Origin of the sequence: Nocardia sp. NPDC051570 (genome assembly GCF_044454005.1) — a bacterium.
Taxonomy (GTDB): Bacteria; Actinomycetota; Actinomycetes; order Mycobacteriales; family Mycobacteriaceae; genus Nocardia.
In genome coordinates this window covers 182,419-207,846 of sequence record NZ_JBITDI010000004.1, presented here as the reverse complement: position 1 = coordinate 207,846, position 25,428 = coordinate 182,419, and the positions used below count along the sequence as shown (strand labels likewise).

General features: G+C 68.0%; 19 protein-coding genes and 1 pseudogene. 9 read left to right on the top strand and 11 right to left on the bottom strand.

What is annotated here, in order from left to right:
- Positions 1-7: 7 nt before the first annotated feature.
- From ACIA76_RS11145 to ACIA76_RS11135, 3 genes are read left to right on the top strand one after another with little or no spacing between them, the layout of a single operon-like run.
- Positions 8-4,936, top strand: a complete 4,929-nt coding sequence (locus ACIA76_RS11145) for an SDR family NAD(P)-dependent oxidoreductase (RefSeq protein WP_397151093.1) — start codon at positions 8-10, stop codon at positions 4,934-4,936.
- Entirely contained in the window at positions 4,933-5,961 is a 1,029-nt protein-coding gene (locus ACIA76_RS11140) for a hypothetical protein (RefSeq protein ID WP_397151091.1), read from the top strand. The genes ACIA76_RS11145 and ACIA76_RS11140 overlap by 4 nt, the downstream gene beginning before the upstream one ends.
- The gene (locus tag ACIA76_RS11135) at positions 5,958-6,995 is read left to right on the top strand and encodes an SDR family oxidoreductase (RefSeq protein ID WP_397151089.1); all 1,038 of its coding nucleotides are present in this window, start codon (positions 5,958-5,960) and stop codon (positions 6,993-6,995) included. The genes ACIA76_RS11140 and ACIA76_RS11135 overlap by 4 nt, the downstream gene beginning before the upstream one ends.
- Before the next feature lie 16 nt (positions 6,996-7,011).
- Here ACIA76_RS11135 and ACIA76_RS11130 read toward each other — a convergent pair whose 3' ends face one another.
- Positions 7,012-7,179, bottom strand: coding sequence for a hypothetical protein (locus ACIA76_RS11130; protein WP_397151087.1), 168 nt, complete (start codon positions 7,177-7,179; stop codon positions 7,012-7,014).
- 61 nt (positions 7,180-7,240) lie between these two features.
- Positions 7,241-7,666, bottom strand: a complete 426-nt coding sequence (locus ACIA76_RS11125) for a MarR family winged helix-turn-helix transcriptional regulator (RefSeq protein ID WP_397151085.1) — start codon at positions 7,664-7,666, stop codon at positions 7,241-7,243.
- 89 nt (positions 7,667-7,755) lie between these two features.
- Here ACIA76_RS11125 and ACIA76_RS11120 point away from each other — a divergent pair, with 89 nt between their 5' ends.
- Positions 7,756-8,406, top strand: a complete 651-nt coding sequence (locus tag ACIA76_RS11120; protein WP_397151083.1) for an MBL fold metallo-hydrolase — start codon at positions 7,756-7,758, stop codon at positions 8,404-8,406.
- A 50-nt stretch (positions 8,407-8,456) separates the two neighbouring features.
- Here ACIA76_RS11120 and ACIA76_RS11115 read toward each other — a convergent pair whose 3' ends face one another.
- The gene (locus ACIA76_RS11115) at positions 8,457-9,155 is read right to left on the bottom strand and encodes a class I SAM-dependent methyltransferase (RefSeq protein WP_397151081.1); all 699 of its coding nucleotides are present in this window, start codon (positions 9,153-9,155) and stop codon (positions 8,457-8,459) included.
- A 93-nt stretch (positions 9,156-9,248) separates the two neighbouring features.
- On the opposite strand from ACIA76_RS11115, the gene ACIA76_RS11110 reads away from it, so the two are divergent.
- Positions 9,249-9,896 (top strand): TetR/AcrR family transcriptional regulator, encoded by a 648-nt coding sequence (locus tag ACIA76_RS11110; protein ID WP_397151079.1) that lies wholly within the window; start codon positions 9,249-9,251, stop codon positions 9,894-9,896.
- 108 nt (positions 9,897-10,004) lie between these two features.
- On the opposite strand, the pseudogene ACIA76_RS11105 reads toward ACIA76_RS11110, so the two are convergent.
- From ACIA76_RS11105 to ACIA76_RS11090, 4 genes and pseudogenes are all read right to left on the bottom strand, one after another.
- Positions 10,005-10,346, bottom strand: a pseudogene (locus tag ACIA76_RS11105) (Rrf2 family transcriptional regulator); the annotation flags it as partial.
- 203 nt (positions 10,347-10,549) lie between these two features.
- Positions 10,550-13,852: a hypothetical protein gene (locus ACIA76_RS11100; protein WP_397151077.1), complete on the bottom strand. Its 3,303-nt coding sequence runs from the start codon at positions 13,850-13,852 to the stop codon at positions 10,550-10,552.
- 55 nt (positions 13,853-13,907) lie between these two features.
- Positions 13,908-15,365 (bottom strand): carboxylesterase family protein, encoded by a 1,458-nt coding sequence (locus ACIA76_RS11095; RefSeq protein WP_397151075.1) that lies wholly within the window; start codon positions 15,363-15,365, stop codon positions 13,908-13,910.
- A 90-nt stretch (positions 15,366-15,455) separates the two neighbouring features.
- Positions 15,456-16,421 (bottom strand): Lrp/AsnC family transcriptional regulator, encoded by a 966-nt coding sequence (locus tag ACIA76_RS11090; RefSeq protein WP_397151073.1) that lies wholly within the window; start codon positions 16,419-16,421, stop codon positions 15,456-15,458.
- Positions 16,422-16,577: 156 nt separating this feature from the next.
- Here ACIA76_RS11090 and ACIA76_RS11085 point away from each other — a divergent pair, with 156 nt between their 5' ends.
- On the top strand, positions 16,578-17,549 hold the full coding sequence (locus ACIA76_RS11085) for an alpha/beta fold hydrolase (protein WP_397151071.1): 972 nt from the start codon (positions 16,578-16,580) through the stop codon (positions 17,547-17,549).
- On the opposite strand, the gene ACIA76_RS11080 is transcribed toward ACIA76_RS11085, so the two are convergent.
- Complete coding sequence (locus ACIA76_RS11080; protein WP_397151069.1) at positions 17,546-17,914, bottom strand: nuclear transport factor 2 family protein; 369 nt, start codon at positions 17,912-17,914, stop codon at positions 17,546-17,548. The genes ACIA76_RS11085 and ACIA76_RS11080 overlap by 4 nt on opposite strands.
- Positions 17,915-18,341: 427 nt before the next feature.
- Here ACIA76_RS11080 and ACIA76_RS11075 point away from each other — a divergent pair, with 427 nt between their 5' ends.
- Positions 18,342-19,100 carry a TetR/AcrR family transcriptional regulator gene (locus ACIA76_RS11075; RefSeq protein ID WP_397151067.1) on the top strand — a complete coding sequence of 253 codons (759 nt, stop codon included), beginning with the start codon at positions 18,342-18,344 and terminating at the stop codon, positions 19,098-19,100.
- Here the strand turns inward: ACIA76_RS11075 and ACIA76_RS11070 are convergent.
- Positions 19,067-19,939: an NAD-dependent protein deacetylase gene (locus ACIA76_RS11070; RefSeq protein ID WP_397151065.1), complete on the bottom strand. Its 873-nt coding sequence runs from the start codon at positions 19,937-19,939 to the stop codon at positions 19,067-19,069. The two genes, ACIA76_RS11075 and ACIA76_RS11070, sit on opposite strands and share 34 nt — an antisense overlap.
- A gap of 97 nt (positions 19,940-20,036) precedes the next feature.
- Between ACIA76_RS11070 and ACIA76_RS11065 the strand changes: the two genes are divergently transcribed.
- Entirely contained in the window at positions 20,037-21,518 is a 1,482-nt protein-coding gene (locus ACIA76_RS11065; protein ID WP_397151063.1) for a bifunctional phosphatase PAP2/diacylglycerol kinase family protein, read from the top strand.
- A 49-nt stretch (positions 21,519-21,567) separates the two neighbouring features.
- Here ACIA76_RS11065 and ACIA76_RS11060 read toward each other — a convergent pair whose 3' ends face one another.
- Positions 21,568-23,406, bottom strand: a complete 1,839-nt coding sequence (locus tag ACIA76_RS11060) for an Hsp70 family protein (protein WP_397151061.1) — start codon at positions 23,404-23,406, stop codon at positions 21,568-21,570.
- 55 nt (positions 23,407-23,461) lie between these two features.
- Complete coding sequence (locus tag ACIA76_RS11055; RefSeq protein WP_397151059.1) at positions 23,462-24,385, bottom strand: LysR family transcriptional regulator; 924 nt, start codon at positions 24,383-24,385, stop codon at positions 23,462-23,464.
- 486 nt (positions 24,386-24,871) lie between these two features.
- Here ACIA76_RS11055 and ACIA76_RS11050 point away from each other — a divergent pair, with 486 nt between their 5' ends.
- Positions 24,872-25,312: a hypothetical protein gene (locus ACIA76_RS11050; protein ID WP_397151057.1), complete on the top strand. Its 441-nt coding sequence runs from the start codon at positions 24,872-24,874 to the stop codon at positions 25,310-25,312.
- Positions 25,313-25,428 lie beyond the last annotated feature (116 nt).

Here is a 25,428-nt window from a genome sequence, read left to right as displayed (position 1 = left end):
AGGAGCCATGACCACCGACCCGCGGCGCACGCCGCCGATTGCGATCGTCGGCCTCGGCGCGATCATGCCCGGCGCTCCCGATGTCGATACGTTCTGGCGCAATGTCATCGAGGGCCGCGACCTGATCACCGATGTGCCCGCCGACCGATGGCTCATCGAGGATTACTACGACCCCGATCCCGAGGCGCCCGACAAGACGTATTGCACACGCGGCGGCTTTCTTCCCGATATCGCCTTCGATCCGCTGCGGTACGGTCTGCCGCCGAAGAATCTGTCGTCGACCGATTCCTCACAACTGCTCGCACTCACGGTGGCCGACCGAGTACTCAGCGACGCGGGAAGAGGCGAGGGCCGAATCGACCACGAGCGCGTCTCGGTGGTGCTGGGTAGCGGGATGCTGAAGCTGGGCGGCGAACTCGGTGCCCGGATGAATCGGCCCGTCCTACGGAAAGTCTTGCGCGAGCGCGGTATAGCGGAGGACGAGGTGCGGGCGATCTGCGACGCCGTCGCCGGCCATTCGGTGGGGTTTCAGGAGGCGAGTCTCCCGGGCGTCCTCGCGAATGTGGTCGCGGGCAGGATCGCCAACACCTTCGATCTACACGGTGCGAACTGTACGGTAGACGCCGCGTGCGCGAGTTCGCTGGCCGCGATATCCGCCTCGATCGATGAACTCGCCATGGGCCGAGCGGATCTGGTGATCACCGGGGGCGTGGATACGCTCAATGATCCGTTCATGTTCGTGTCGTTCAGCAAGACTCCGGCGTTGTCGCCGACGGGAGACTGCCGACCGTTCTCCGTCGACGCGGACGGCATCGTTCTCGGCGAAGGGTTGGCGATGTTCGCATTGAAACGACTCTCCGACGCCGAACGCGAGGGGGACCAGATCTATGCGGTGATCACCGGAGTCGGGTCGTCCTCGGACGGCCGGGGCACCTCCATCTACAGCCCACTGGCCAGTGGCCAGGAGCGGGCATTGCGCCGGGCGTATGCCAGCGCGGGGTACGGGCCGGAAACGGTCGGGCTGATCGAGGCTCATGGCACCGGAACCGCGGCGGGGGACAAAGCCGAGGTCGCGGCGCTGCGGGCAGTATTCGGCGAGGCGGCACCGGGCGCGCGGCAGTGGTGTGCGCTCGGATCGGTCAAATCGCAGATCGGTCATACCAAGACCGCGGCAGGCGCCGCGGGCGTACTCAAAGCCGCACTCGCCCTGCATCATCGCGTGTTGCCGCCGACGATCAAGATCGGGGAACCCGATCCGGCGCTGGGACTGGACTCGGGCCCGTTCTACCTGAACACCGTCGCCCGGCCCTGGGTGCACGGTGTCGAGCATCCCCGGCGCGCCTCGGTGTCGAGCTTCGGCTTCGGCGGCACCAACTATCACGTCACACTCGAGGAGTATGTACCCGGCAAAAGCTCTGGGGCACAGGCGATTCGGGGTCCACGATCGCTGTCCCGCCCGACCGAGCTGCTGTTGGTGTCCGCCGATTCCCCGAAGGAGCTCCTCGCCCGTTGCTCGCGGCTCGCCGAGGAGCTGGATCGGCCGCCGTCGGCCGACTCGCTTCTCCGCGCCCAGCAACAGTTCAGGGCGGTCGATACGGTCCGGCTCGCGATGTGCGCAGGACCCGGCGAGCTGGCCGATCGACTCGATGAGGCGATGAGACAGATACGCGCACAACCTGATTCGGACTTCTCGACTCCCGCGGGGACCCATTACGCGGTGGGTAGGCATGATTACGGCCGGATCGCATTCCTGTTCCCCGGCCAGGGCTCCCAGTACCCCGGCATGGGCGCGGACGTGGCCATGCACCTGCCGGTCGCACAGGAGGTGTGGGACCGGCTGGCCGGACCGGAATTGGCCGCGGTCGTATTTCCGCGCCCTGTGTTCGGCGATGCGGAGCGTGCCGGTCAGCGAATGCGGCTGGCTGCGACCGAATCGGCCCAACCGGCGCTGGCCGCGACGAGTCTCGCGTTGCTCGCGGTGCTCGAGACGTTCGGTATCCGCCCGGACTGTGTGGGCGGGCACAGCCTCGGTGAGCTGACCGCTTTACATGCCGCGGGAGCCTTCGACGCGGAGAGCCTGCTGCGGTTGGCATTTCGACGCGGCGAGCTGATGCGCGACGCCGACTCCGACGGCGGTGCGATGCTGGCGGTCGGCATGGCCTATGCCGATGTGGCCAGGCTGATCGAGGAACGCGGCGTCCACGATCTGTGGATCGCCAACGACAACGGTCCTACCCAGGTCGTGCTCGCCGGATCAACGGAAGCTGTCGCCAAGTTCGAGATCGAGCTGGGTGGCGAGGTGCCGACCACTCGGATGGCGACTCTCGGCGCCTTCCACAGCCCTCGCATGGCCTCGGTGGCTGCCCCGATGCGTGATTTCGTGCGCCACATGCGGATTCGGGCACCGCTGCTGGACGTGTATCGCAACGTCGACGGTGCGTGCGCGCCGATCGAACCGGACCTGATACGCCGGTCGCTGGTCGACCATGTGACCGACCGGGTGCGGTTCACCACGATGATCTCCACCATGTACGACGACGGTGTTCGCACGTTCATCGAGGTCGGGCCCGGCTCGGTGCTGACGGGCCTGGTCGGCGCCATCCTGACCGAACGGCCGCATCATCGAATCGCGGTGGACCGTAAGGACCGCAACGGAATCACCAGCCTTTTCAGCGCACTCGCTCAGCTGGCGGCACTCGGCGTGCCGATCACCTGCGACGCGTTATGGGACGGGCACCGGCCCAGCCGCCCTCGCGAACCGGGGATGGGCGTGGCGATCAACGGCGGCAACTACGGTCGCCCGTATCCACCCCCGGATGACACAGTCGGATTGCCGGTGCCGAATCCCACCGACCGCGGTTCCCGGTCGGCGGGGACGATCCGGCCACTGCCGGGGCCGATCCGGACCGCGCGGTTCACAGCGGACCAAGGCATGGTGGAATCGCTGCTCGAGGTGCAGCGCCAGACCGCGCAGGCGCACGCCGCGTATCTGGCGACCGCGGAGAAAGCGCTTGCCGCACTGATGGGTACCGCCGCGTCACCGGACGCCGTCCTGCGCAGTTCCGAGACCGCCCTCGTGGACTCACCGGTCGCGTCGGAGTTCGAACCGGAATCCGAGCTCGCCGTGCGCAGTTCGGAGACTGCCCGCGCCGACCCACCGGTCGCGCCGGAGCTCGGACCGGAATCCGAGCTCGCCGTGCGCGATCCGGCTGCCGCGGAGGATATGACAGCTTTGGTGCTGTCCGTGATCGCGGACAAGACCGGCTATCCGGTGGATATGCTCGCACCGCATATGGAGTTGGAGGCCGACCTCGGGCTCGATTCCATCACCCGCGCGCAGATCGGCGTCGCGCTGCGTTCGCGATTCCCGACACTGGAGCGGCGTGCGGAGTCGATCGACCTGGGTGCCGTGCAGACGGTAGACGATATAGCGACGGCTCTACGGGATCTCACCGCGCCGAAGACTGCTGCCCTGACGGCAGGGCCGCCCTTGCGCCGGTGGCAGACCGTGGCAGTACCCGCGCAGGCGGGCGGCGCGCCGATGGCGGGACTGGAGTCGGGTGTGCTGATCATCACCGATGACGGTCACGGAGTTGCCGCTCACTTGGCCGCAGCGCTCGCGGAGCGGGGAGTCGCCGCGAGAGTGAGTGAGACGGTGCCCGCGGATGCCGCCGGGGTGGTGTTCCTCGGTGGCCTCGCCGACGTGTCCACGGTCGACGAAGCGCTCGTGGTGGCACGCCGCGCGTTCGACACCGCTCGTGCGTTCGCCGGTAGCGGAAGGGTTTTCGTCACAGTGCAGGACACCGGCGGCTCGTTCGGGCCGTGTGTGACCGATCCGGTGCGGGCCTGGCTGGGCGGGATCGCCGCGGTGGCGCGCACCGCGGCCGCGGAGTGGCCGTCGGTGCGGGTGAAGGCGATCGACTGTGAACGCCGAGGACGCGATGCCGTTGCTACAGCACAGGCGATCGCGACCGAATTGCTGTGTGGCGGTGCCGATCTCGATGTCGGACTCGACGGCGACGGCACTCGCCGAATACTCGATCTCACCGAAATCCGTGGACTGCCACCGGAAGACGCCGAAATCGGGCCGAATGATGTCGTCGTCGTCAGCGGTGGCGCCCGGGGCGTCACCGCGACGGCGATCCACGAACTCGCGCGCACCTACCGACCCAAGTTCGTCCTGATCGGACGGACACGGTTGGATGTGGAACCCGCGCTGGCGGAGATCCACACCGAGGAGGATCTGCTGCGGGCACTCGGGGGTCCGGGCATCGCGCTTACCGAGGCCCGGGCACGGGCGCGGGAAGTGCTTGCCGCACGAGAGATCCGCGCGAACCTGGCCGCGCTCGACGAGGCGGGCTCGCTCGCACGCTACGTCGAGATGGATGTGCGCGACCGGGCGGGTGTGACGTCGGCGCTGGACGGGATCCGCGCCGAATGGGGTCCGATCACGGGCGTCGTGCACGGGGCCGGAATCCTCGCGGGGGAGCAGATCACGGACAAGTCCGATGCGCAGTTCGATCTCTGCTTCGGCACGAAGGTCACCGGGCTGCGCGTGCTGCTCGAGGCCACCCGTGCCGATCCACTCCGGTTGCTGTGCGCGTTCTCCTCGGTTGCGGGGCGCTTCGGGTATGCGGGCCAGTGCGACTACGCGATGGGCAACGAAACCCTCGACCACGTGCTGGCCACCGAGCAGGCGGCCAGGCCCGACTGTCTGGTGCGGTCGATCCAGTGGGGGCCGTGGCAGCGTGGCATGGTCACGCCGTTGCTGAAGGAGAGTCTGCTCGCGGCAGGTATCGACTTGATCGAACCGGCGGTCGGCGCGTCGGCCTTTGTCGCCGAACTGGGTTATGCGGCAACCGATCCCCGAGTCCTGGTCGCCGCCGATCCGGCGATTCTGGGGCTGCGATCCGCCGCGGAAGCGATCCCGCGGTGAACGAAAGCCCGGCGTTCGAGGTGATGGCTGCCGCCCCACGCCTGCCGCCGGTGACCGCATCCGCTGCCGACATCGTCTCGGACACCGTGACTCCGATCGATCCCGGCGCGGACAGATCACGCGCGGCATTCGTCGACGCGGTGGTGGAACTACACGCCACTACCACGGCCTTGCACGAGCGATTCCTGCGTAACCAGGCGGACTTCCACGAGAATCTGTGCCGCTTGTTCGCCGCACCGTCGTCTCGCCCGGCGGCCGTCGAGCGGATACTCGACCCGGCCGAACACCCGTGGTTGGCCGACCACCGCCCGAGTGGGACGGTCCCGGTGCTGCCGGGCACGGCAACCGCCGACCTCCTGGCCGGGGCTGCCGCGACCCGAACCGGTTGTGCCGTCACAGGACTCCGCGATGTCACCTTCCGCGACTGGATCACCGTCGTCGAGCCGGTCCGATTGCGGACCGAGGTCAGCGGGTCGCCGAGCGAACCTTTCGTCACCCTGTCGGTCTGGCGGACGTCGCGATATACCCCGGTTGCCACCGGATACGTGGTCTTCGGTGAACAGGCCCGTCCGGTCAGATTCGCACCGTTGGCGGACGCCGGCCCGGTACCCAGCCCGTACGTCGACGGGAGGTTGTTCCACGGACCACGAATGCAGTACCTGAAGACGGTGCGCGCCAACGCATCCGGGACTTCCGGAGTTCTCGACTGTCAGCATGGCAGCGTGCCGGTCGGCACACTGCACCACGGACTGCTCGATGCCGCGATGCACACCATCGCGGCACTACCGCGGCGAAACGACGGCGGATTTCTCTTCCCGTATCGGCTGGACTCCCTGGCGATGTTCGATCCACTGCCGACCACCGGCACCGTGGACGTCGAGAGCCGTTACGCGGGATCGGTCGACGGCCCCTCGGAGCTTCCGATATTCGACCTCCAGTTGTGTTCCGGCGCCGATGTTTTGGCGGCGTTTCGTATGGTTTTCGCACCGCGGCAATCGGGACAGCAGCTTCGGAGGATGCGATGACCGCGCGGACGATCCTGGTGACCGGTGCCTCCGGCGTCGTGGGATCGGCGCTGCTTCGCGTGCTCGACGCACAGGGTCATCGGGTCATCGCACTGGTCCATCACAAGCCGGTCGAGGTCGAATCGGCGCGCGGCGATATCACCCGGCCGTGGCTCGGGCTCGATCCCCGTGACTATCGCGACCTCGCGGCGCGCGTCGACGTCGTGGTGCACTGCGCCGCATCGGTGAACTTCGGGGCGGCACCGAAGACTCTGCACGGGCTCAATGTCGCTGGTGTCGGCAAGGTTTTGCGGTTCGTATCTGATGCCCGTGCCCGACTGGTCCACGCATCGTCGGCCTATGTCAGGCATGCCGATGACGAGACGGTCGCCCTCGGCGCCTACGCCTCGTCGAAGCGCCAAGGCGAAATCCTGGTTCGTGAGTCCGGGCTGCCCGCGGCCACTGCCAGAATCTCAACGGTCATCGGCGACTCCGTTACCGGCCACATCGCGCGGTTACAGGCCTTTCACCACATACTCGGCGCGGCTATGGCGGGTCTGATCCCGTTCGTGCCCAGGGAGCCGGGTATGCGGGCCGATCTGGTGCCTGCCGATCTGGTCGCCGAGGCGCTGGCCGCCATGGCGACCACCGAGCTCACCGATGGCATGTATTGGATCACCGCGGGCGAAGCCGCTGTCACATTCGATCGGATTATCGATATCGCCTTCGCCGTCGCGGTGCAGCGGCATCGGGCCGACGATACGCAACCGAACCTCTACGTCGAGGCATTGAAGCCTCGGATCGTCACTCCCGACACCTACCGGCAGGTGATCGCGATGGTCCGAGCCAACGCCAACCCGGATATCGGATTGGGCAGACTGGCCGATCTGGACAGACTGATCGGCGCGCAGCAGTCGGCGCGATACTTCCCCACCTCGCTCGGTGTACTTCCCGGAAGTCCGCCGCCACCAACCGAATCCGCTATCGAAAAGGCCCTGATCGCCACCTGCCGCTACTTGGCGAGTTTCCCGAAGGAGTACTGGAACGGGCGTTGATCGACGAGTGCCGCGCTCACGAACCTTTCAAGAACCGGAAATAGAACGCCCCGAACACCAGAACGATGCCGACGTTCACCGCCAGCCGCTCCCAGAAGTGGTTCCTGAAGAACAAGACGTCCACGCCGACCACGACGACTATCAGCGCGAGCACGTAGAGCACGATCGCTGTTTGTCTTCCCATGCCCTTGTTCTACTCCCGCGCACAGCCAGCGGTGGGAGCTTTCGTGGTGGCCTCGGTGATTTCACTTCCCTGTCATATGTGCGGTCAGGCGTGTCAGTAGCGAAACGCAATCGCGGAGTCGTCGCTGTTCGTCGGTGTCGAGGGTGTCGTGGATGGCGGTGTCGAGGGAGTCGGCGCGCTGTGCGCGCAGCTGTCGAAGGTGAGCGCGGCCGGTACTTGTGATGTGCAGCAGAACCTTTCGGCCGTCGTCGGGATGGGGCTCGGCGCGGATCAGGCCGGCGCCGAGGAGTTCCTTGACGGACTTGGCCGCCGACTGATGGGTCACCTTGCGACGGTGCGCGAGGTCGGCGGTGGTGTGGGGGCCGCTGCGGTCGAGGTGGCCGAGAATGGCCGCTTCGCCGGGTGCCATGGTGTCGGCGGTTCGCACGGTACGAACCAGTTCCCCGATCGCTTGGCGCAGGTCCTCGGCGAGGGTGTCGTCTGCCATGGCCGCGACTCTACCCGAATCATGCATACCAATTGTACAATTCAGTTGTACAATCTAGCTGTATAGATTGACTGCTGGAGGAGACCCGCATGCAACTCGCCAAGTTCGGCCACGCCTGCGTACGTATCGACAAGCCCGATTGCCGCCTGGTCGTCGATCCCGGCGGGCTCACCGAGCCGCAGGCCCTGGCCGATGTCGATGCGGTCCTGGTCACCCACGAACACTTCGACCATTTCTCCGAGGAGGCATTGCGCCGGGCCGCCGAACGCAATCGCGCCCTGCGGATCTGGACCAACACCGCTGTCGCCGCGCGGTTGACCGGTCTGGGCGACCGGGTGACCGTCGTCGGTGCGGGCGAGGCATTCACCGCGGCCGGTTTCGAGGTGAAGGTCTACGGCACCTGGCATGCGGTCATCCACCGCGATATCCCGCCGGTAGGCAATATCGGTTTCCTCGTCGACGACACCGTGTTCCATCCCGGAGATGCGTTCACCGTCCCGGATACCCCGGTCGACACCCTGCTACTGCCCGTGCACGGTCCCTGGTCCACCACCGGACAACTGATCGACTACGTCCGCGAAGTGGCCCCCGCACGGGCATATGCCATCCATGACGGCGCTCTCAACGACATCGGAACCGCAATGGTCGGCGGCCTGCTGGGCGACAGCGGTCCCGGCACCGGGGCCCCGTACCGGCGCTTGACCACGGGTACTTCGATCGACATCGCCGCCGCGGAGTGACGGCCGAACCCGCTGCGCCCGAGGCATATCCGGTGGCGGCCCCGGTCGCGTTATCGCACGGTGGCGCGACCGACCAGGTAGGGCGCGACGGGTACGGGTATCGGGAGTTGTCCGTCGGCCAGTAGTTCGACATTGAAACCCGCTGCTCGCAAGGCTTCTCGGGTACGTCGGTTGGGGTGGCATCCGTCGGCGCAGATCTGCCAGGGCCGGGAGGCGATGTCCTGGGCGGTGCCGAGCAGTGTGCCGTCGGTGGCGCGGACGTGTTCGAGGACGAGCAGTTCGCCGTCGGGACGCAGTACTCGTTTGAATTCGGCGAGCGCGGCGGGCACATCCTGGATGCTGCACAGCACGAAGGGCGACACCACGGTGTCGAAGGTGTTGTCGGGGAACGGGAGTGATTCGGCGACGCCGTCGAGGAGTTCCAGTTCCACGCCGAGTTCGACGGCCCGGCGGCGTGCCTGTCGGCGCATCAGCGGGTTGGGTTCCACCGCGGTCACCGATGTCACGGCGGATGGTAGGTAGCGCAGGTCGTGTCCTGGGCCGAGGCCGACGAACAGCAGCTTGCCACGTGCGGAGGCCAGGACCGTGACCCGCAGGGGTCGCAGGAACACCGGCTCGGCGGCCGCCATGAGCGCGCTGTACCAGGTGGCGAACAGCGCGCTGCGCACCGAGCGTTGCTTGCCGTGTCCTGTTGTGGCGGTTGAGGTTCCGGCGGTGTGTCGTGATGCGTGCCGGTGCTGGGTTGGCATGGCGCCTCCATGGGTCATATCCGATGACACCGTCAATCAGATGGTGTGCGTCATCAGATTGATCGTCCGCGGGCGCGCTGTCAAGATGTGGGTATGGAGTCGGACCAGGTGGACGGCGGTCGCGTGTACGGCGGCCGGAGTACCGAACAACGACGCGCGCAGCGGCGCGAGCAACTGGTGCGGGCGGCGCTCGAGATCTGGGGTGCGGGCGGCTGGGCGGCGGTCACGATCCGCGGTGTCTGTGCACGCGCGAACCTGATCGACCGCTACTTCTACGAGAACTTCGTCGACAAGGATGCGATCCTGGCCGCGGCGTGGGACCACATGATGGGGGTGCTGCTACAGGATCTGGCCGGCGCCCTGTCCGATACCGAAGCCGTTCCGCGGCACCAGATTCGGGCCGTGATCTCGATGATCGTGCGCAATGTGCAGACCGATCCGGTGAAGGCCAGAGTCGCGTTCGGCAGCGTGGCGGGTAACGACACGCTCGAACAGCGCCGCCGCGACAGCATCCATACCCTGGCCGCCCTGATCGCCTCCTACGGCCACTTCGCGGTCACGGCCCCGGTCGCCGAGTCCGAGCTGCAGATGACCGCGCTGGTGGCCATCGGAGGATGTTTCGAGTTGCTCGATACCTGGCTGGCTGGATCGCTGCCCGTCGAGGCCGAGCAGATCATCGACTTCTGCACCACGATGGCGATCTCGGTCCTCGACCGGTGGGAAACGACCGTGAATACGTGAACCTCACCCCTGCAGCAGGAAGTGCTTGCCGCTCAGTGCGCAACCGAGCTGCATCAGGGCCCCGCCCTCCCGCTGGTATGAACATGGACCGACAATCGACGGTCGAAGCTAGGCGGCCTTCAGGACATCCCGCAGCACGTCCTCGAGCGTGGTTTTGGCCAACTGTTCGCGGAGTGCGGCCTCGACTCCGCTGTAGACCTCGGTCATCGCGGGTCCGATGCCATGGCCCACAACGCATTCGGGGTCCGGCGTCGAGCGGTGCAGAGCGAAGATCGGCCCCGGCTCGATTGCCTCGTAGACATCGAGCAGGGTGATGGCCGCCAAGTCTCGCGACAGCGTCCAGCCGGCACCGGCACCGCGCCGAGAGTCGGTCAGGCCGGCCCTGCGCAGCTCTGCCAGCAGGCGTCGGATCACCACGGGGTTGGTATCGACGCTCGCCGCGATCTGCTCGGAGGTGGCGACCGCATTGCCTCAGCGCTGGTACAGCCCGATCCAGGTCAGGGCGTGCGCGGCGATGGTCAATCGGCTATTGGCACTCACATCGCCGCCTCCATATCGTCCGTTGTGTCGTAACCATGGCTGTTACGACACATTGATCGCAAGCTTCGAATCCTGTCCCCGCTTTCCTTCGATGTGAGGTTCTGATCGGGATGTCATTCGGGCGCTGTGTATATCGCGAGCGCGGCTCGGCGTACGTCGATGTCGGGGTGGGTGCGCAGGCCGGTCAGGAGGTCGGGCCAGGGTGCCGCCCAGCCGAATTCGGTTCCGCAGCGGGCGATCATGGCCACCGCGGCCAGGGCGGTGGGTACGGCCGGGGTCGCGGCCAGTCCGGTGGCGATCGATGCCAGGGCGTCGAGCGGGGTCCTGCCCAGATCGTGAGTGAGGCTGGTGACCAGACGGTCGGCCGGATGGTCGATGAGCGCCCCGATCGCCAGGACCGACAGCGCATCGATCGCGGCCACGGTCCGTTCGGGTTCGGTCCAGCGGATCGCGGCGAGGGTGAGTTCGATGACCTGCTCGTGCCACAGCGGGTCCTCGATGAGTCCGGCGATGACCGGTGCGGCCGCCGGGCGGGCGATGTCGTAGTCGCGCAGCGTGGGGGACAGCCACTGCACCGTGGTCGAAAGTCGTTGGCGAGCAGGCAGATCGCGGTCGGGCATGACGGTTGTCTCGGCGGCACGGAGCCGGTCGACGGCCGCGGTGAGCGCGGCCGGATCGCCGTTCACGGCGACGCCCGCGAGCAGGGTGCGCAGCGCGGTCGTCCACAGGCCGAGTTCGGACAGGTCGGTGAGCCGGGTGAGGAGAACCTCGCCGGTGTCGGGCGGGGCCCAGCGATACCAGCGGGCCAGGGCGTCCAGCGCCTGACCGGCCACCCGATGGTCGGGCGAGGCGGCGAGGTCGCGCAGGAAGATCGCGAAGCGCTCGCGCTGGGGGATGGGTAGCAGCGCGGGCGGGATATCGAGGATCGCCCCGGCCACCTCGGGGTCGGCGGCGGCCTCGCCGAGCAGCTGCCATGCCCCGTCGTGGTCGAGCAGCCAGCGCGTGGCGAAGACCGCGGCGCGGCGGATATCGCGATGCAGGTCCGGCCGGTTCCACAGCGCCCCGATGATCGGCATCGCATCGGGGGCGTGCAATGTCGCCAGCAATCGCACGCCCTCCTTCACCGCGGTGATCTTCGGCGAATCGAGCAGTGGTCCCAGCGTTGTGCCGAGACGAGTCGGCGATATCGCGTAGGCGCAGGTGACGATGCTGCTCACCGCGACCCGGGCGCGATCGTCGCCGACGTATCGGACCAGCACCGCGATCGCCCGCTCGGGTTCGTCGCTGCGCCCCAGCGCGGTCAGCGCGGCCTCGGCCACCGGGAGATCCGCGGTGTCGAGGTAGGGGAGCAGCCGTTCGACACCGCCGGGTAGCAGGCCCAGCTGGCGGACGGCGCTGGTGCGCTCGGAGACCGAGGCCCGCGGCGATCGGGCATAGCTGTCCAATAGCCGCGCGTATCGGTCGATATGCCGTGGCGACCAGCGGTCGAATCCGCCGGGGAACATCGGGACGAACCGAATCCTGGTCGACAGGAACCGTCCCGGTGTCGCCTCGCTGAGCACCGTATCGAGCAGATCGGTGCGGCGGCGCGCGATCTGGGCCTGCACCTGCGGCAGCACGATCAGCGATCGGTCGCGGCGCAGCATCTCGTCCAGATACGCGTCGCGGGTGGCGGGATTGTCGAGCGCGAGCCGTACCGCTCGGCGAACGGTCGAATCATTGTGTGCCGCACTGGCCCGCAGCACCAGCCGCTGCAGTTCCGGGATGTCGTAGGCGCGTCGCCAGAGACCGTCGGCGAGTTCCAGGCTCAGCTCCCAGCGGTCCCGGGCGGCATCGTCGATCAGCCGCGGGCGCAATGCGGCGAACAGCCGATGCTCCATACCAGGAGCCAGATTGCGGTGCAGCCCAGTGAGATTCACCGATATCGACGAATCGGCCAAGCGCGCCATGAGGAGCAGCGCGGTATCGGTGAACGCCGCATCGCCGGTCTGCGCGGCGCGCAACAGCAGCATGCGGGCGAGGACACCGACGGTCGACGCGGTCTGATACGACCGGTCGCGCGCCTGCAGCGCGTCGGTGGCCAGCTGCTCCAGCCCGGGTAGCTGAGCGTTCTCGAACAGGGTGACCGGGACGGTCGTGAGCGCGTGTAAGGCGGTGCGGCGCACTGGATCCTGTTCATTGCGCAACCGGCGCAGCAGATCGAGTAGTTCGCCGAGCACCGCCGGATCGCGGCCCCCGGCGGCCGCCGCCACCAGGAGCGGATAGGCCCGCGCCCGCTCCTCGGCGACGGGACGCCGGATCGCCTCGGCCAGTAGCGGTTTCGCCTCTGCCCAGGGCAGCCTGGCCGTCAGCCGATCGGCGACCTCGGGCACCTCCGCCCCACCCGGACGGGCCAGCAATTCCCGTGCGAGAGCGGCACGTTCGAGCCGCGGCAGCGCATCGAGTGCGAACATGTCGACCTCGCCGGGCGCGATACCGGGCCGCATCAGCACCGGACCGATGACCGCCGTGCGCCGCGACGGCGGCATGGCACGCAGGAACCGCCGCCGATCATGATGCCCGCAGGCGAGATAGAGCTCGGTGAGGCGATCATCGGATAACGTCCGCAGCGCCCGCCAGGCCGCGGGCCCGGCCATCCCGCGCCCGTTGCCGCTGGGATGGCGGATCAATGCGTCCACCGCGGCGGCATCGCCACGGGCCAGCACGCCCGCGACGGGCCGCAGGGACGAGATCGGCACATGCGCGACCGCCTGCGCGGCCAGCGCGAGCAGCCGCGCCGGATCGTGCCCCGCCGCGGCGGTCACATTCGCGGTCAGCCACGGCCACAGCTCGCGCCAGTCGTCGGTTCCGGCATCCGCGGCGCGCGAGCCGATATGGTCGAAGACCGCGTCGATATGCCTGCGCCCCAACGTCGCCCAGCTCGGCACCGCATACGCCAGCTCCGCAAGGACGTCGGTGACGACCGCGCTCGAACAGAACGGCAGCACCTGCGCCGCCTCGCCGTCGCCGAACAGTGCGCGCAGTCGCGGCAGCATCGCGTCGGCCAGCCGCGCTCGGTCGCCGTGGGCCAGGGCGCGGCGCACCGCCTGACGTGCCCGCCGCGACAGTCGCGGCAGTCGATCCACCACGACGCCCGGTTCGACGCCCAGCCGGATCAGCGCCGCGAGCGCCCGCCCCACATCGTCGGGATCCTCCGAATCTGCCTGTATCAGTAGATGATTCCGCTCCCCGGCGACTGTGGCCAGATATATCGCGGTCCGCCGCTCATAGCGGCCGCCGTCGCTCAGATCTCGCAGCAGCCGATCGAATTCGGGTGTTCCCGCCGAGCGCCGTGCCCGCAGCGCCAGCGCCGAAAGCCGTTGCGGCACCGACAGCCCCGCGACCGTCTCCATCAATCGAATTCCGGAGTCAGGCATGTCGGTCACCGTACCGCCGACCGGACGGCCCGCGACCGTTACACGCTGCGATTTCTCAGAAGTATCTGACCGACCGCGGTTGCCAGGACGGGAGTTCGGGCCCGTTCGGGGAGCCGGTGGCGACGAAGGCGGCCAGCGCTCCGCCGAAGAGTGCGGCGAGCTCGTCATCGCGGTCGTCGAGCTCGCCGAGCATGGGCGCGTGGGGATAGGCGTCGAATGTGCCGAACAGGTACGGCAGTTCGGCGCAATGGGTCGCTCCGAGGCCGTACGGATCGGGCCGCGCGCCACGCCCGAAGCGATAGACATAGGGCGAATTGCCCTGTGCCGTCAGCATTTCCGACATCGTGGCGATCGCGTCCGCGCTGAACAGATCGGTTCCCGCGGCGATGAGCACGGCGGCCGGTCCGGCATCCGGCCGCGCGGTCTCGTAGCGGTCGTACCACTGCGATCCGGCCCCGTCGGTCAGGGCGTCGAGCATGCGGATCACCTCGTCGCGAGTGGCCGTCTGGGTCATCGGATCGAACGCGTAGAAGGCGGACATCTCATGCTCGGTGGTCCCCAGCAGCACATCGGTGTTCGCCAGGGCACCGCGCGGCACCGCGTCCTGCCAGGCCTCGAGATGGTGCGCGCCGCCGAGCACGGGATAAAGGGCCGGGGCGATCGACCCCGGCCGGGCACCCTGCGCGGCGAGGCGGGCATTGGCGGCCAACAGCCGGGCCACCGGCAATTCCCGAAGTCGCGCACCAGGATCGGCGTCGGAGGCGATCCCCAGAATGTCCAGATAGGCCGTGGTCGCGCGGGCGGCCTCCGCATGATTCGGTGAGCGCAGGCCCCACGGGCCCGACTGCCCGATCACGCGGCGCACCAGCGGACCGATCGCGGGATCCAGCGCCAGCGCGAGCGCGGAGAACGCCCCGGCCGATTGACCGCCCACCGTGATCAGATCCGGATCACCGCCGAATCCGGCGATATTCGCCGCGACCCAGCGCAGTGCGGCGGCCTGATCCCGCAGACCCAGGTTGTCGCAACCGATTTCGGGCAGATGCAGAAAGCCCAGTGCGCCGAGCCGGTAGTTCGCGGTGACCACGACGATATCGCCGCGCGCGGCCAGCCGGGCGCCGTCGTACCAGTCCCAGCCGCCGCTGCCGCTGGTGAAGCCGCCGCCGTGGAACCACAGCAGGACCGGTCGCGGTGCGTCGGATGCCCCGCGGGGACTCCAGATGTTCAGGGTCAGACAGCCGTCCTCGTCCCAGTCCGGCACCCGGGTGCCCATCACCGCCTCGAGTCGCGAGGGCCACTGCGGCGCCGCCGGACCCGGCCGCCGCGCATCGCGGATCTCGGTCCAGCCCGAATGCTCCTGCGGCGCGGCGAATCTCAGCCGGCCCACCGGCGAGGCGGCGTACGGGATGCCGCGGAAGGCGACGGCGCCCGTCGCGCCGGAGCCGCCGCGAACCTTGCCCGAGGCGGTGTCGACAATGACCGAATCCTGTTCTCCGACAGTGTCTGTGCTCATGGTCAAGGTCTACGTCGCATCGGTCCGCATCGGACATGTTCGCGCGCAGCTGTTCGGGAAATCCGACAGATCAGGTCCATGATTTGCCGATCATGTGACATCGCGCCGCGTAATCCCGGTCCGTTTCACCGTCGACAGGATCGGGACCGTCTCGACGCTCACGATGCCGCTCAGCGGGCCGAGGGTCTCGGTGAGGAAGAGATACAGCGCGTTGGGATCGGTGGTCGCGACGGCGATGAGCAGATTGGTCGCGCCGGTCGTCGCCGCCGCGAACCGGACATGGGGATGGTCGCTGAGCGCACGGGCGGTGCCCTCCAGATCGCTGGGACGTACGGTCAGCCACAGCAGCGTCTCGACCCCGATGCCGAGCAGCGCGAGATCCATCTCGGTGGCGATCCGGATCATCCGAGCCCGCACGAGAGCCGCCAGATGCCGCCGCGCGGTGACGGCGGTGAGCCCCGCCTGCTCGGCCAGTTCGCCGTATCCGGCGCGGCCGTCCACGGTGAGGGCGTCGATGAGTCGATGATCGGCCGCCTGCGGCACGGGCGGATCCGCCGGTGGGAGAGCGGGATTCAGGCTCGCGGTCTCGTCGGCGGACAACAGCCCGCAGGCCCCGTCCAGGGTCGTCGTGAAGACCCGCAGCAGATGCTGCGCGGTCCACGATTCGATCGCCGAGGTGGCGGGCAGATCCCGCAGCAGCAGGCCGTTGCGCGCCTCAGGGCCGTCGAGGAACGCCACGATGCTGATTTCGTCACCGCCGCCGAGGATTTCGACCCAGACGGTATCGGGGCGGCGGGCCAGTGCCCGCGCGACCGCGCCGATCTTGGTGGGGCGGCACCGGATTCGCAGTGCGACCGGGGTGAGGGCCGGGAAACACATCGGATTGCGCACGATCGTGGCGCGCAGAGTGCCGTCGGCGTACAGCGGCGCGGCCCTGCGCAGCACGGTCCGTTCGGACAATCCCAGGCATCGGCCGATCGTGCGCCAGGATGCCCGCGGGGCCTCCAATAGCGCTGCGGCGATTCGCTGTTCGGTCGCGTCGAGACTGTGTCGCATATCCGGATTGTGCCGGGCCGCCGAAGCGGGATACTGAGTGTTAGCTGTGGCTCGAGACGACGATCGGTGATCCAAACGTAACCGACCGATCGGTCAGTTTAGTGTTAGGCTCGCTGTTTCGGCCGACGCACGGACCCGACTGTGGGAGGCGATGCGATGAAAAGGTCTTGGCACACCCTGGGACACGACGAATTGATGCGACTTCTCGATGACGTCGAGTTCCGGCGGTACAACGGTCGTCGCCTGGGTCGCGGCCTGGAGGTGATCTCGGCCGACGGCACGCGGCTGCACGTCGAGGTCTTCGGGCCCGAGGGCGGCTATCCGATCGTGCTGAGCCACGGTGTGGGCGGTTCCATCGACTTCTGGGTCAATCAGATCGAGGATCTGTCCCTGGAGTATCGGGTGATCGCCTACGACCAGCGCGGCCACGGTCGCAGTGAACGGACGCATCGAGGCGGCCACCTCGTCGACCAGGTCGGTGACGATCTCGAGGCCGTGCTGAGCGCGACCCTGCGGCCGGGCGAGCGCGCTCTGATCGCGGGACATTCCACGGGTGGCATCGCCATCCAGTCCTGGGCCCATCGCCATCCCGAACACGTGCGGCGCCGGGCCGACACGATCGCCCTGATCAACACGGTCGCGGGGGATGTCCTGGGGGAATGGGTCGTGCCGGGGCCCAGTTGGACACGATCGCTGCGGACCTGGAGCGGATCCGTCGCGGTCGGCCTGCTCGGTGGGATGCCCATACCGCCGCGGTTCCCCGGTCGGACCGCAATGTTGACCAAGTTCGCCATGTCGCGGTCGGCGACTCCGGCCGCTCGGGCCTTACTGCAGGAGCAGTTCCTGAGCACGGCCGCGACCACCCGCCGGCGCTTCGGCCGCGATCTGGTGGTGCTGCGGTCCGGCAGCATGGATCCGGCCGTGCTGACGGTGCCGACGCTGATCATCACCAGCGCGGGCGATCGGGTGATGCCCGCTCGGCAGGCCTATGCCCTCGCCGAGCAGCTGCCCGAACTGATCGGCGTGGTCGAACTTCCCGGCGGTCACTGCTCGCCCCTGGAACAGCGCGTCGAGGTCAACCGGCATCTGCGCCGCCTGGCGAAGATGTCCTCGGCCGGCGCCCGTTAGGACGGCGGCCCGGCGCCGAGGCCGGGGGCGTTCACGCCGGGGATATCCGCGCCCAGGGAGATGATCTGGTCGAGCGGGCTGCAGATCTGCGTCATCCGCGCGATCCTGCCGTCTCGGATGTGCGGTAGCGGTTCCAGCGTCGCGAGCCGCACGGTGAACGGCGCTCGCTCGTAGCTGTCGAGCATTGTCAGCGCCTCGCGGATCTGTTCGTCTCCGATCATGTCCGTCGGGAATCCGGAGGGGTGATATGGCATCGTCACGCGCGCGTACGAGGCGAACATCGCCACCACACCGTCCACATCGCGGGCCGACAGCCGGGCGACGAACTCTTCGATCAGGCTGTGCGCGGAGAACGTTCCCGCCATCGTCGGGTCCCTTCTGCTATTCCCCGAGCGGAGGGGAAATCGTCTATGGCGAATAGTCCGCAAACCAGATGTTCGAAGTTCGGTGTCGTAGTGAGCGACAGGCCCGGGCCGGAGCCGCGGCCCGGGCCTGTAACGGTCAGAGCAGTATGTTGCGAGAAGTGCCCACCTCCCTTCATTCGTTGTAGGACCCCGGCCGCAACGATCCGACTTGTCAACGCGGCCCGAGAAGCTGTTTCGAGCTATTGGCTAGTAAATGACCAGAGCATTCCGAAACACAAGCATTTCGCACAATTCAGTGGCATGGATCACCGAGAGGACACGCCGGATGAATCGCAATCATCCGTTCGACCTGGGAATAACAACGGAAACGATGATTCGTTAGCGGCGGAATTAACGTTGCTAACGGGGTGGTGTTACCGTTGAAAACATGGACACCGTTCGGTCCGCTGCTGCGGATAACACCCGGGAGCGCATCATCGCGGCGGCTATCGAGCTGTTGGCGGAGGGCGGCCGCGATGCCGTCTCCACCCGGGCGGTCAGCGCGGCCGCGGGAGTGCAGGCGCCGACGATCTATCGGCTGTTCGGGGATAAGCAGGGTCTGCTGGATGCGGTGGCGTCACACGGTTTTCGGGCCTATCTGAACAGCAAGACCGCGGTGAACAAGGATATGGATCCGGTCGATGATCTGCGGGCCGGATGGGATGCGCATGTGGAGTTCGGGCTGGCCAATCCGGCCCTGTTCGCCCTGATGTACGGCGAGGCGCGGCCCGCGGCATCGCTGCCGCCCGCGGCCGTCGCGGCGCTGAAGGTCCTGGGCCGCAAGGTGAAACGGGTCGCCGAGGCAGGGCGACTACGGGTCGAGGAGGAGCGCGCCACCCATCTGGTCTACGCCGCCGGTCTCGGCACCACCCTCACCCTGATCTCGACGCCGCACGAGGCCCGCGATCCGGCCCTGTCCGAACTCACCCGCGAGGCCATCATGGCCGCGATCACCACCGACACCCCGGCGGCTCCGGTCGCGGGCCCGATCGGCGCCGCGGTGGCGCTGCGCGCCGTATTGCCCCAAACCAATTCCCTCACAACGGGAGAGCAGGCGCTCATGCAGGAATGGCTCGATCGCATCGCGGGCCGCCCCGATGCCGCCGTGGCCTTTCACCGCGCCGCGGGAACGCCTGCTTCGCACTGAGTCGGGTCCAGCCGATCCGCCAGCTCGGTGAGGGCGGGAGAGCAGCCGATATCCAGTTTCAGGGTGGCGTAGTCGTCGCCGCGGGTGGGCCCGCGGTTGACGATGACGATCGGGCGTGCGGTCTTGGCGGCATGGCGGACGAAACGCAGCCCGGACATGACGGTGAGCGAGGAGCCCGCCACCAGCAGGGCGTCGGCCCGGTCGACGATGTCGAAGGCGGCGGCCACGCGATCGGCAGGTACATTCTCGCCGAAGTACACGATGTCCGGCTTGAGCATTCCGCCGCAGCGCGCGCAGTCGACCATGCGGAAGGTATCGGTTTCGGTGATCACCGCGTCGGCGTCGGGGGCTACCTCGAGGCCGTCGGTGGTCGCGGCCTCGGCGAAGCCGGGATTGGCGGCCTCGAGCCGCTGCGCCAGCGTCATGCGGGAGATCAGCGATTCACAGGCCAGACAGCGGACACGGGCGTAGGTGCCGTGCAGATCGATCACCCGGCGGTGTCCGGCCTTGGTATGCAACAGATCCACGTTCTGAGTGATCAGACCGGTGACCACGCCGAGCCGCTCGAGCCGGGCCAGCGCGCGATGCCCGGCATTGGGCCGCGAACCGTCCATGCGCCGCCAGCCCACGTGGTTGCGGGCCCAATAGCGTTGCCGGAACACGGGATCCGCGACGAACTGCTGGTAGGTCATCGGGGTGCGCGGCGGTGAGCCGGGGCCCCGATAGTCGGGGATCCCGCTGTCGGTGGACAGACCGGCGCCGGTGAGCACCGCCACCCGTCGGCCCGCGACCAGCTCCGCGAGCCGGTCCGGCCCGATCGAGCGCGTGGGATCGGACATGAACTCAGCGTACGGCCGCCATACCCGCAGTGCCGCATTCCAATCCGCAATGCGCGTCACAGGGGGCGGTGCTGGTCGGGCCGGTACTGTCGGGGCGATGAGCGGGTGGTTGCGGCGCAGGGTTTTCGTGGTCGGACGATTCGATCGGGCAGTCAGCGGCACGGTGGCCCAGCTGCCGATCTCCGCGGTCGACACCGGTATGCGCGGGTTGACCCGGTCGGCGGATCACGGCCTGCTCTGGTTCACCGTGGCCGCGGTGCTCGCGAGCCGCAAGGGCGCACCGCGCCGGGCCGCGGTGCGCGGAGTGGCCTCGCTGACCGGGGCGAGCATTCTGGCCAATATCGTGTTGAAGGCGGTATTCGCACGCCGCCGCCCGGCTGCCGAACTGCTGCCGCCGTATCGCCGCCTGGTCCGCCGCCCCGCCTCCTCGTCGTTTCCGTCCGGGCATGCCGCCTCGGCGGCGGCGTTCGCGACGGCGGTCGCGCTGGAATCGCCGCGTACCGGTCTCGCGCTGGCGCCGCTGGCCGCCACCGTCGCCTATTCGCGCGTGCACACCGGCGTGCACTGGAGTTCGGATGTGCTCGTCGGCGCCTCGGTCGGCGCGGGGGTCGCGCTGGCGACCCGGCGCTGGTGGCCGGTGCGCGAATCGCCGATACATTCCCGTCCGGTGCGCGAGGCGCCGCGGCTCGTCGACGGCAAAGGCCTTGTGCTGCTGGTGAATCCGGCCTCCGGCGATGCGGGATACGATCCGGCCGACGATATCGCCGCGGTGTTACCGGCCGCGCGGCTGCTGCGCACCGAACCCGGCGGGGACCCTGTCGAACAGCTGGAACGGGCGCTGGCCGAACGCACCCAGGACACCGCGGCGGTCGGTGTCGCCGGGGGCGACGGCACGGTGGCGGCGGTGGCCCGGGTGGCGCTGCGGCACGGCCTGCCGCTGGTGGTGGTCCCGACCGGAACCCTGAATCACTTCGCCCGCGATGTCGGGGTGCGCGGCCTGGCCGGGCTGGCCGAATCCCTCGAGGCCGGCGAGGCGGTCGCGGTGGATGTGGCCAGCGTGCGGCTCGGCGACGGCGAACCCCACTATCTGATCAATACCGCCAGTGTGGGCGCCTATCCGGAGCTGGTGCGGCGGCGGGAGCAATGGGAGGGCCGCTGGGGTAAGTGGCCCGCCTTCGCGGCGGCGCTGCTGGTGACGTTGCGGCGGGCCGAACCGATCCGGATCCACTTCGACGGCCGCTGGCACGAGGTCTGGTTCCTGTTCGTCGGCAACGGTCCGTACCACCCGCACGGTGCGATCCCCGCGTTCCGGCCGCGCATGGACAGCGGGCTGCTCGATATCCGTTGGCTGCGAGCCGATCTGCGATTGTCGCGAACCCGGGCGATGATCGCGCTGCTGCTGGCCGCCCTCGGGCACAGCAAGGTCTACGGCGAGCGGATCGTCAGCGAGCTGACCGTGGAACTACCCGATGCCGAGGCCCTGGCCACCGACGGCGAGGTGATCGGGGAGGCGAACCGGCTGCGGTTCGCCGTGGCGGGCCGGATCGCGGTGTATCACCGTCACCTGGCCGGTGAATGAGGGCCGTCGCTGATCCTGTTGTGCAGCCGAGGTTTTCGCGGTCGGCCGATCAGTGGCCGAAGCCCCCCATCGAATGCGCCCCACCGCCACCGCCGAAACCGCCCGCACCGCCGAGGGAGCCGCCCACCGAGCCGTGGACCGATGCGGCGCCGCCCGCCGCGGGCGCGGAGTGATCGGTCGAGGTGGATCCGCCGGTGGTGGATCCACCCGTGGTCGCCGTGCCGCCGCCGCTGGCACCACCGCTGACATCGCCTGCGCCCGAACGAGTATCGCCACCCGCGCCGCCGGTGCCGGAGATATTGCCCGCCTCACCCGTCCCGGATGAGGCAGAACCGGAGGTCGACGTATCGCCGCCGCCGGTAGTGGCGCTGCCACCGGTGGTGGTGCCGCCGCCGGTAGTAGCGCCGCCGCCGGTAGTGATCTCACCACCGGAATGACCGGTCGGCGATGAACCGCCTTGTCCCGCAGTGGAAGTCGACCCACCCTGACCCGAAGTCTGGTCAGTGGAACGCGTATTCGGGATCGTCCCACTGAATCCCGTTGGCGGACCGAAGTTCTGAGAATGATCGGCCCCCGTATTCGCACCGCCCGACGAATCGAAGGGCAGCGGATTCTCGAACCGCGACGGATCGGAATACCCGCCCCCGGTCGCGGAATCCGGCGACGGCACGGGCGCGCTCGCCGCGGGAACCTTGGGAGCCACGGGAGAAGCCATGCCGGGCACCGGATTACGAGGCGCGGGCAACGCGACACCCGCCCCATTCACGGCCTCACCCATCGCGACCGACAGCACCGCATCCGGCGACACGGTCCGCGCCTGCGGCTCGTCGGCGGAATCCAGCGGCGACGACACGTTCGGCGCCCCGCCCGCCACCGGCGACTCCCGCCACATCTCACCCGAACCGGCCGTCGGCGTCAGCAACGCGGCCGTCGCGAGACCCAGCACCGACAGCGCGGCGACCGCCGACACCATCGAGGGGCCCGCGCGCACGATCGACAGGGGCAGTACCCGCGCCGACGGCCGCATCGCCGACCAGGCGGCGCCCGCGGCGACGCAGTGCGCCGGATCGGCCGACATCACGATCGGCGGACCGAGTTCGGCCAGCGCCCGTGCCACCTCCGGAGCCCGAGAAGCACCGCCCACCACCAGGATTCGGGCGATATCGCCGATGCCGAGCTCGGCCGCGCGCAGACAGTCCCACACCACGGCCAGCGAATCGCGCACATGCCAGGCCCGCAGCTCATCGCTGTCGGCGAGCGAGACGGGCAATCGCCGCCCCGGCGGCGACCCCAGCACATCGCCGACGTAGCGCACGATCATGGCGCCGAGCGGCCGGCCGCCGAAATCGTAGGAGCGCACCGGAGTGCCGATGATGCGCCGCTCGCCGTCGGCGTCCACCTCGACCACCGTGACGTCCAGGCTCGTCGCGCCGAGGTCGTAGACGAGTACGCGTCCCGGCGTGAGCGGACCGTGTTCGTGGTCGAGCCAGGTCAGCGCCGCCAGCGGCTCGGCCAGCAGCCGCACCTGGCGCGCACCGGACAGATCCAGCGCCTGACGCAACTGCGCCACCTGCTTATCGTCGTAGCACGCCGGATATGTGCACACCACCTGTGCGTCCGCGGGTGTCAGCTCGCGCACCCATTCGGCGACGAGTGTCGCGGGGGAGAAGATGCGGCCGCCGAGGGTCACGGTCTCCGGATACCGGGCCAGATCCGCGAAATCGGTGACCGCGCTCGAATCCGGATCGACCGTGACCGAGGTGGTCCGGGTCGTGACCGACAGCGGCTCGGATTCGCTCGCGGTCGCGTGGACCGTACTCACCGCCCCGATGCCCAGACCGATGCCGACGTTCTCGGATTCGCCGCGCCCGCGGTTCGGAATAATCATCTGAATTCACCTTGACAGGGAGTAGTAATACGAACCGCGGTGCGCCGAAAACGGGTCAGCGCACCTCGAGCAGGCCGGCGGCTCGGAATTTCCGAACCAATTCCATATCGCTGATTACACCCAGGAACTTTTCGATGTAAGGCGACATGTCCTTGACGTGTACTGACAGTTTTCTTTTGATGCGCGGAGCCGGTCGAGTAACGGACAACAAACGGGAGCAATTATGCAGAGCCATTTTCGGAACAAGGGCGATGCCGATCCCGTGTTCCACCAGGCTGAGCGCGGTGGGAACGTCCGGCGCGGTGACGACGTAACGGATCTCCACATTCGCCCGGCCCGATTCCTGAACCAGGGTCTTGGCGATATCGGAACTGTTGGTGTAGCCGATCCACGGCACCTCCGCGAGGCGTTGCCAGGTGCCGTCGAAGCGGCTCTCCTGACTGCGGTGGCAGGCGACGACGAGTTCCTCCTCGCCGATGGTGTGCACGAACTTCGCCGAGGATCGGGTGAGCGGTCCGATCGCCATATCGACTGTGCCGCGGTCGAGCGCCGCGCCCAGGTCGTACATGGTCCCGAACGAGCGCACCTCGATGTTGTCGATATCGCACTGCAGCCGCAGTCGATAGATCAACGGCGGCATGAGCTTATGGGCGATGGTCGAGGTGGTGCCGATCGTCAGCACGCCGTCGCTGAAGGATTGCCCGATGGCCAGCGCCTGATAGGCGTGGTCGACCACGGTCGAGGCCTGGGCGAAGAACTCGCGGCCGAACTTGGTGAGGCTGGAGCGGCGGGACTGCGGGTCGAACAGCTTGCGGCCCAACGCGACTTCCAGCGCCCCGATCTGCTGCGACATCGCCGAGGGGGTGACGCCGAACTTGCGGGCGGCGGCCGACATGGAACCCAGCCGGACCGTGCTGACGAAGTAGTCGAACTGACGGAGCGTGATGCTGTTGGGGGTCGAGAGCGTTTGTTCAGACATCGGTGGCCTTCGTGCGGGGCGATCGAATCATCGACCGTGTCCGGGGACCCGGCGGGGACGGCCGAGCAGGGTAGTGGTCACCGACTTCAGATGTGCTCCGATCGACAAGATCGGCAATATCGTGCTATCCATTGGTTCATTTCATGTTCATGGAGATCGATCCGGCACAAATGCAGAATAAGGGGTCCGTAAGAGAGGTGCCAGCTTGTGGGGCGATGGTATCCGTGAGGTAGTTCTAGCGTCAAACTTCCGTTTGTGATCTGGCTGTTATCTAGATCACGTTCAAGCCTGAAGTCCATTGCGGTAGAGCCTTCAACTGGGATCGAAAATTCAGTGAACAACCGTCCAGTAGGTGGCGCATCCTTCACCTGTGACTTAACTTTTGTGAAGTATCGCTAACGTTTCTGGACGGAAGTACTTGAGCAGCTTAATCTTTCGCGGCGAATCCCGCTCGGCGAAGCCGAGGATTTTCGAGGAAAGTAGCTGATGGGTAGACACAGTGCACAACCGAGCCTGGGCTTCACGCTACGAGTGCTGATGATCTCGGCGGCGGCGCTGCTCACGGCCTCGATCGCCGCCGACCACGGCTCGTCGTCGGGCCGGTTCAGTGCGATCCCGATTCCCGACAGCGACGCCTCGGGGGAGCTCGGCGGCCAGTGGGGCGGATGGCAGACCACGCCCGGCCCGGTCGCACCGGAGCCCACCCTCGCGGAAGCCGACACTCCTACCCATTCCCCCTCGCCCAGTCGCGGCGGTTCGGTGCTGGACGCCCACTCCGAGCCCCCGGCGCCCTCCGGCCCGCTCGATGCCCTGATGGCGGCCTGGGTCGCCGGTACGGCCCGCGGGTTCGATCTGCTGAAGGGGGTCGAGGAGGCCCTGTTCTCACATCTGCCCGGCATGCCCGATCCGGACCGCCCCGCGACCTGATCCGGACTCGAAGATGTTTCGGGTGCACGCCGGTCACGGGCCGTTCTTCCGATGTAGTGGATGAAACATGGGGGAAATAAAGAATTATCTTCAGGGAACTGGACCGATAAGCGCAC

Excerpts from the sequence above, each read along its gene's own strand:
- ACIA76_RS11050 (WP_397151057.1), top strand. The coding sequence starts at position 24,872 with ATGGGTAGACACAGTGCACAACCGAGCCTGGGCTTCACGCTACGAGTG.
- ACIA76_RS11145 (WP_397151093.1), top strand. The coding sequence starts at position 8 with ATGACCACCGACCCGCGGCGCACGCCGCCGATTGCGATCGTCGGCCTC.
- ACIA76_RS11090 (WP_397151073.1), bottom strand. The coding sequence starts at position 16,421 with ATGCGACACAGTCTCGACGCGACCGAACAGCGAATCGCCGCAGCGCTA.
- ACIA76_RS11135 (WP_397151089.1), top strand. The coding sequence starts at position 5,958 with ATGACCGCGCGGACGATCCTGGTGACCGGTGCCTCCGGCGTCGTGGGA.
- ACIA76_RS11070 (WP_397151065.1), bottom strand. The coding sequence starts at position 19,939 with ATGTCCGATCCCACGCGCTCGATCGGGCCGGACCGGCTCGCGGAGCTG.
- ACIA76_RS11120 (WP_397151083.1), top strand. The coding sequence starts at position 7,756 with ATGCAACTCGCCAAGTTCGGCCACGCCTGCGTACGTATCGACAAGCCC.
- ACIA76_RS11065 (WP_397151063.1), top strand. The coding sequence starts at position 20,037 with ATGAGCGGGTGGTTGCGGCGCAGGGTTTTCGTGGTCGGACGATTCGAT.
- ACIA76_RS11075 (WP_397151067.1), top strand. The coding sequence starts at position 18,342 with ATGGACACCGTTCGGTCCGCTGCTGCGGATAACACCCGGGAGCGCATC.
- ACIA76_RS11095 (WP_397151075.1), bottom strand. The coding sequence starts at position 15,365 with ATGAGCACAGACACTGTCGGAGAACAGGATTCGGTCATTGTCGACACC.
- ACIA76_RS11060 (WP_397151061.1), bottom strand. The coding sequence starts at position 23,406 with ATGATTATTCCGAACCGCGGGCGCGGCGAATCCGAGAACGTCGGCATC.
- ACIA76_RS11080 (WP_397151069.1), bottom strand. The coding sequence starts at position 17,914 with ATGGCGGGAACGTTCTCCGCGCACAGCCTGATCGAAGAGTTCGTCGCC.
- ACIA76_RS11085 (WP_397151071.1), top strand. The coding sequence starts at position 16,578 with ATGAAAAGGTCTTGGCACACCCTGGGACACGACGAATTGATGCGACTT.
- ACIA76_RS11125 (WP_397151085.1), bottom strand. The coding sequence starts at position 7,666 with ATGGCAGACGACACCCTCGCCGAGGACCTGCGCCAAGCGATCGGGGAA.
- ACIA76_RS11100 (WP_397151077.1), bottom strand. The coding sequence starts at position 13,852 with ATGCCTGACTCCGGAATTCGATTGATGGAGACGGTCGCGGGGCTGTCG.
- ACIA76_RS11115 (WP_397151081.1), bottom strand. The coding sequence starts at position 9,155 with ATGCCAACCCAGCACCGGCACGCATCACGACACACCGCCGGAACCTCA.
- ACIA76_RS11110 (WP_397151079.1), top strand. The coding sequence starts at position 9,249 with ATGGAGTCGGACCAGGTGGACGGCGGTCGCGTGTACGGCGGCCGGAGT.
- ACIA76_RS11055 (WP_397151059.1), bottom strand. The coding sequence starts at position 24,385 with ATGTCTGAACAAACGCTCTCGACCCCCAACAGCATCACGCTCCGTCAG.
- ACIA76_RS11130 (WP_397151087.1), bottom strand. The coding sequence starts at position 7,179 with ATGGGAAGACAAACAGCGATCGTGCTCTACGTGCTCGCGCTGATAGTC.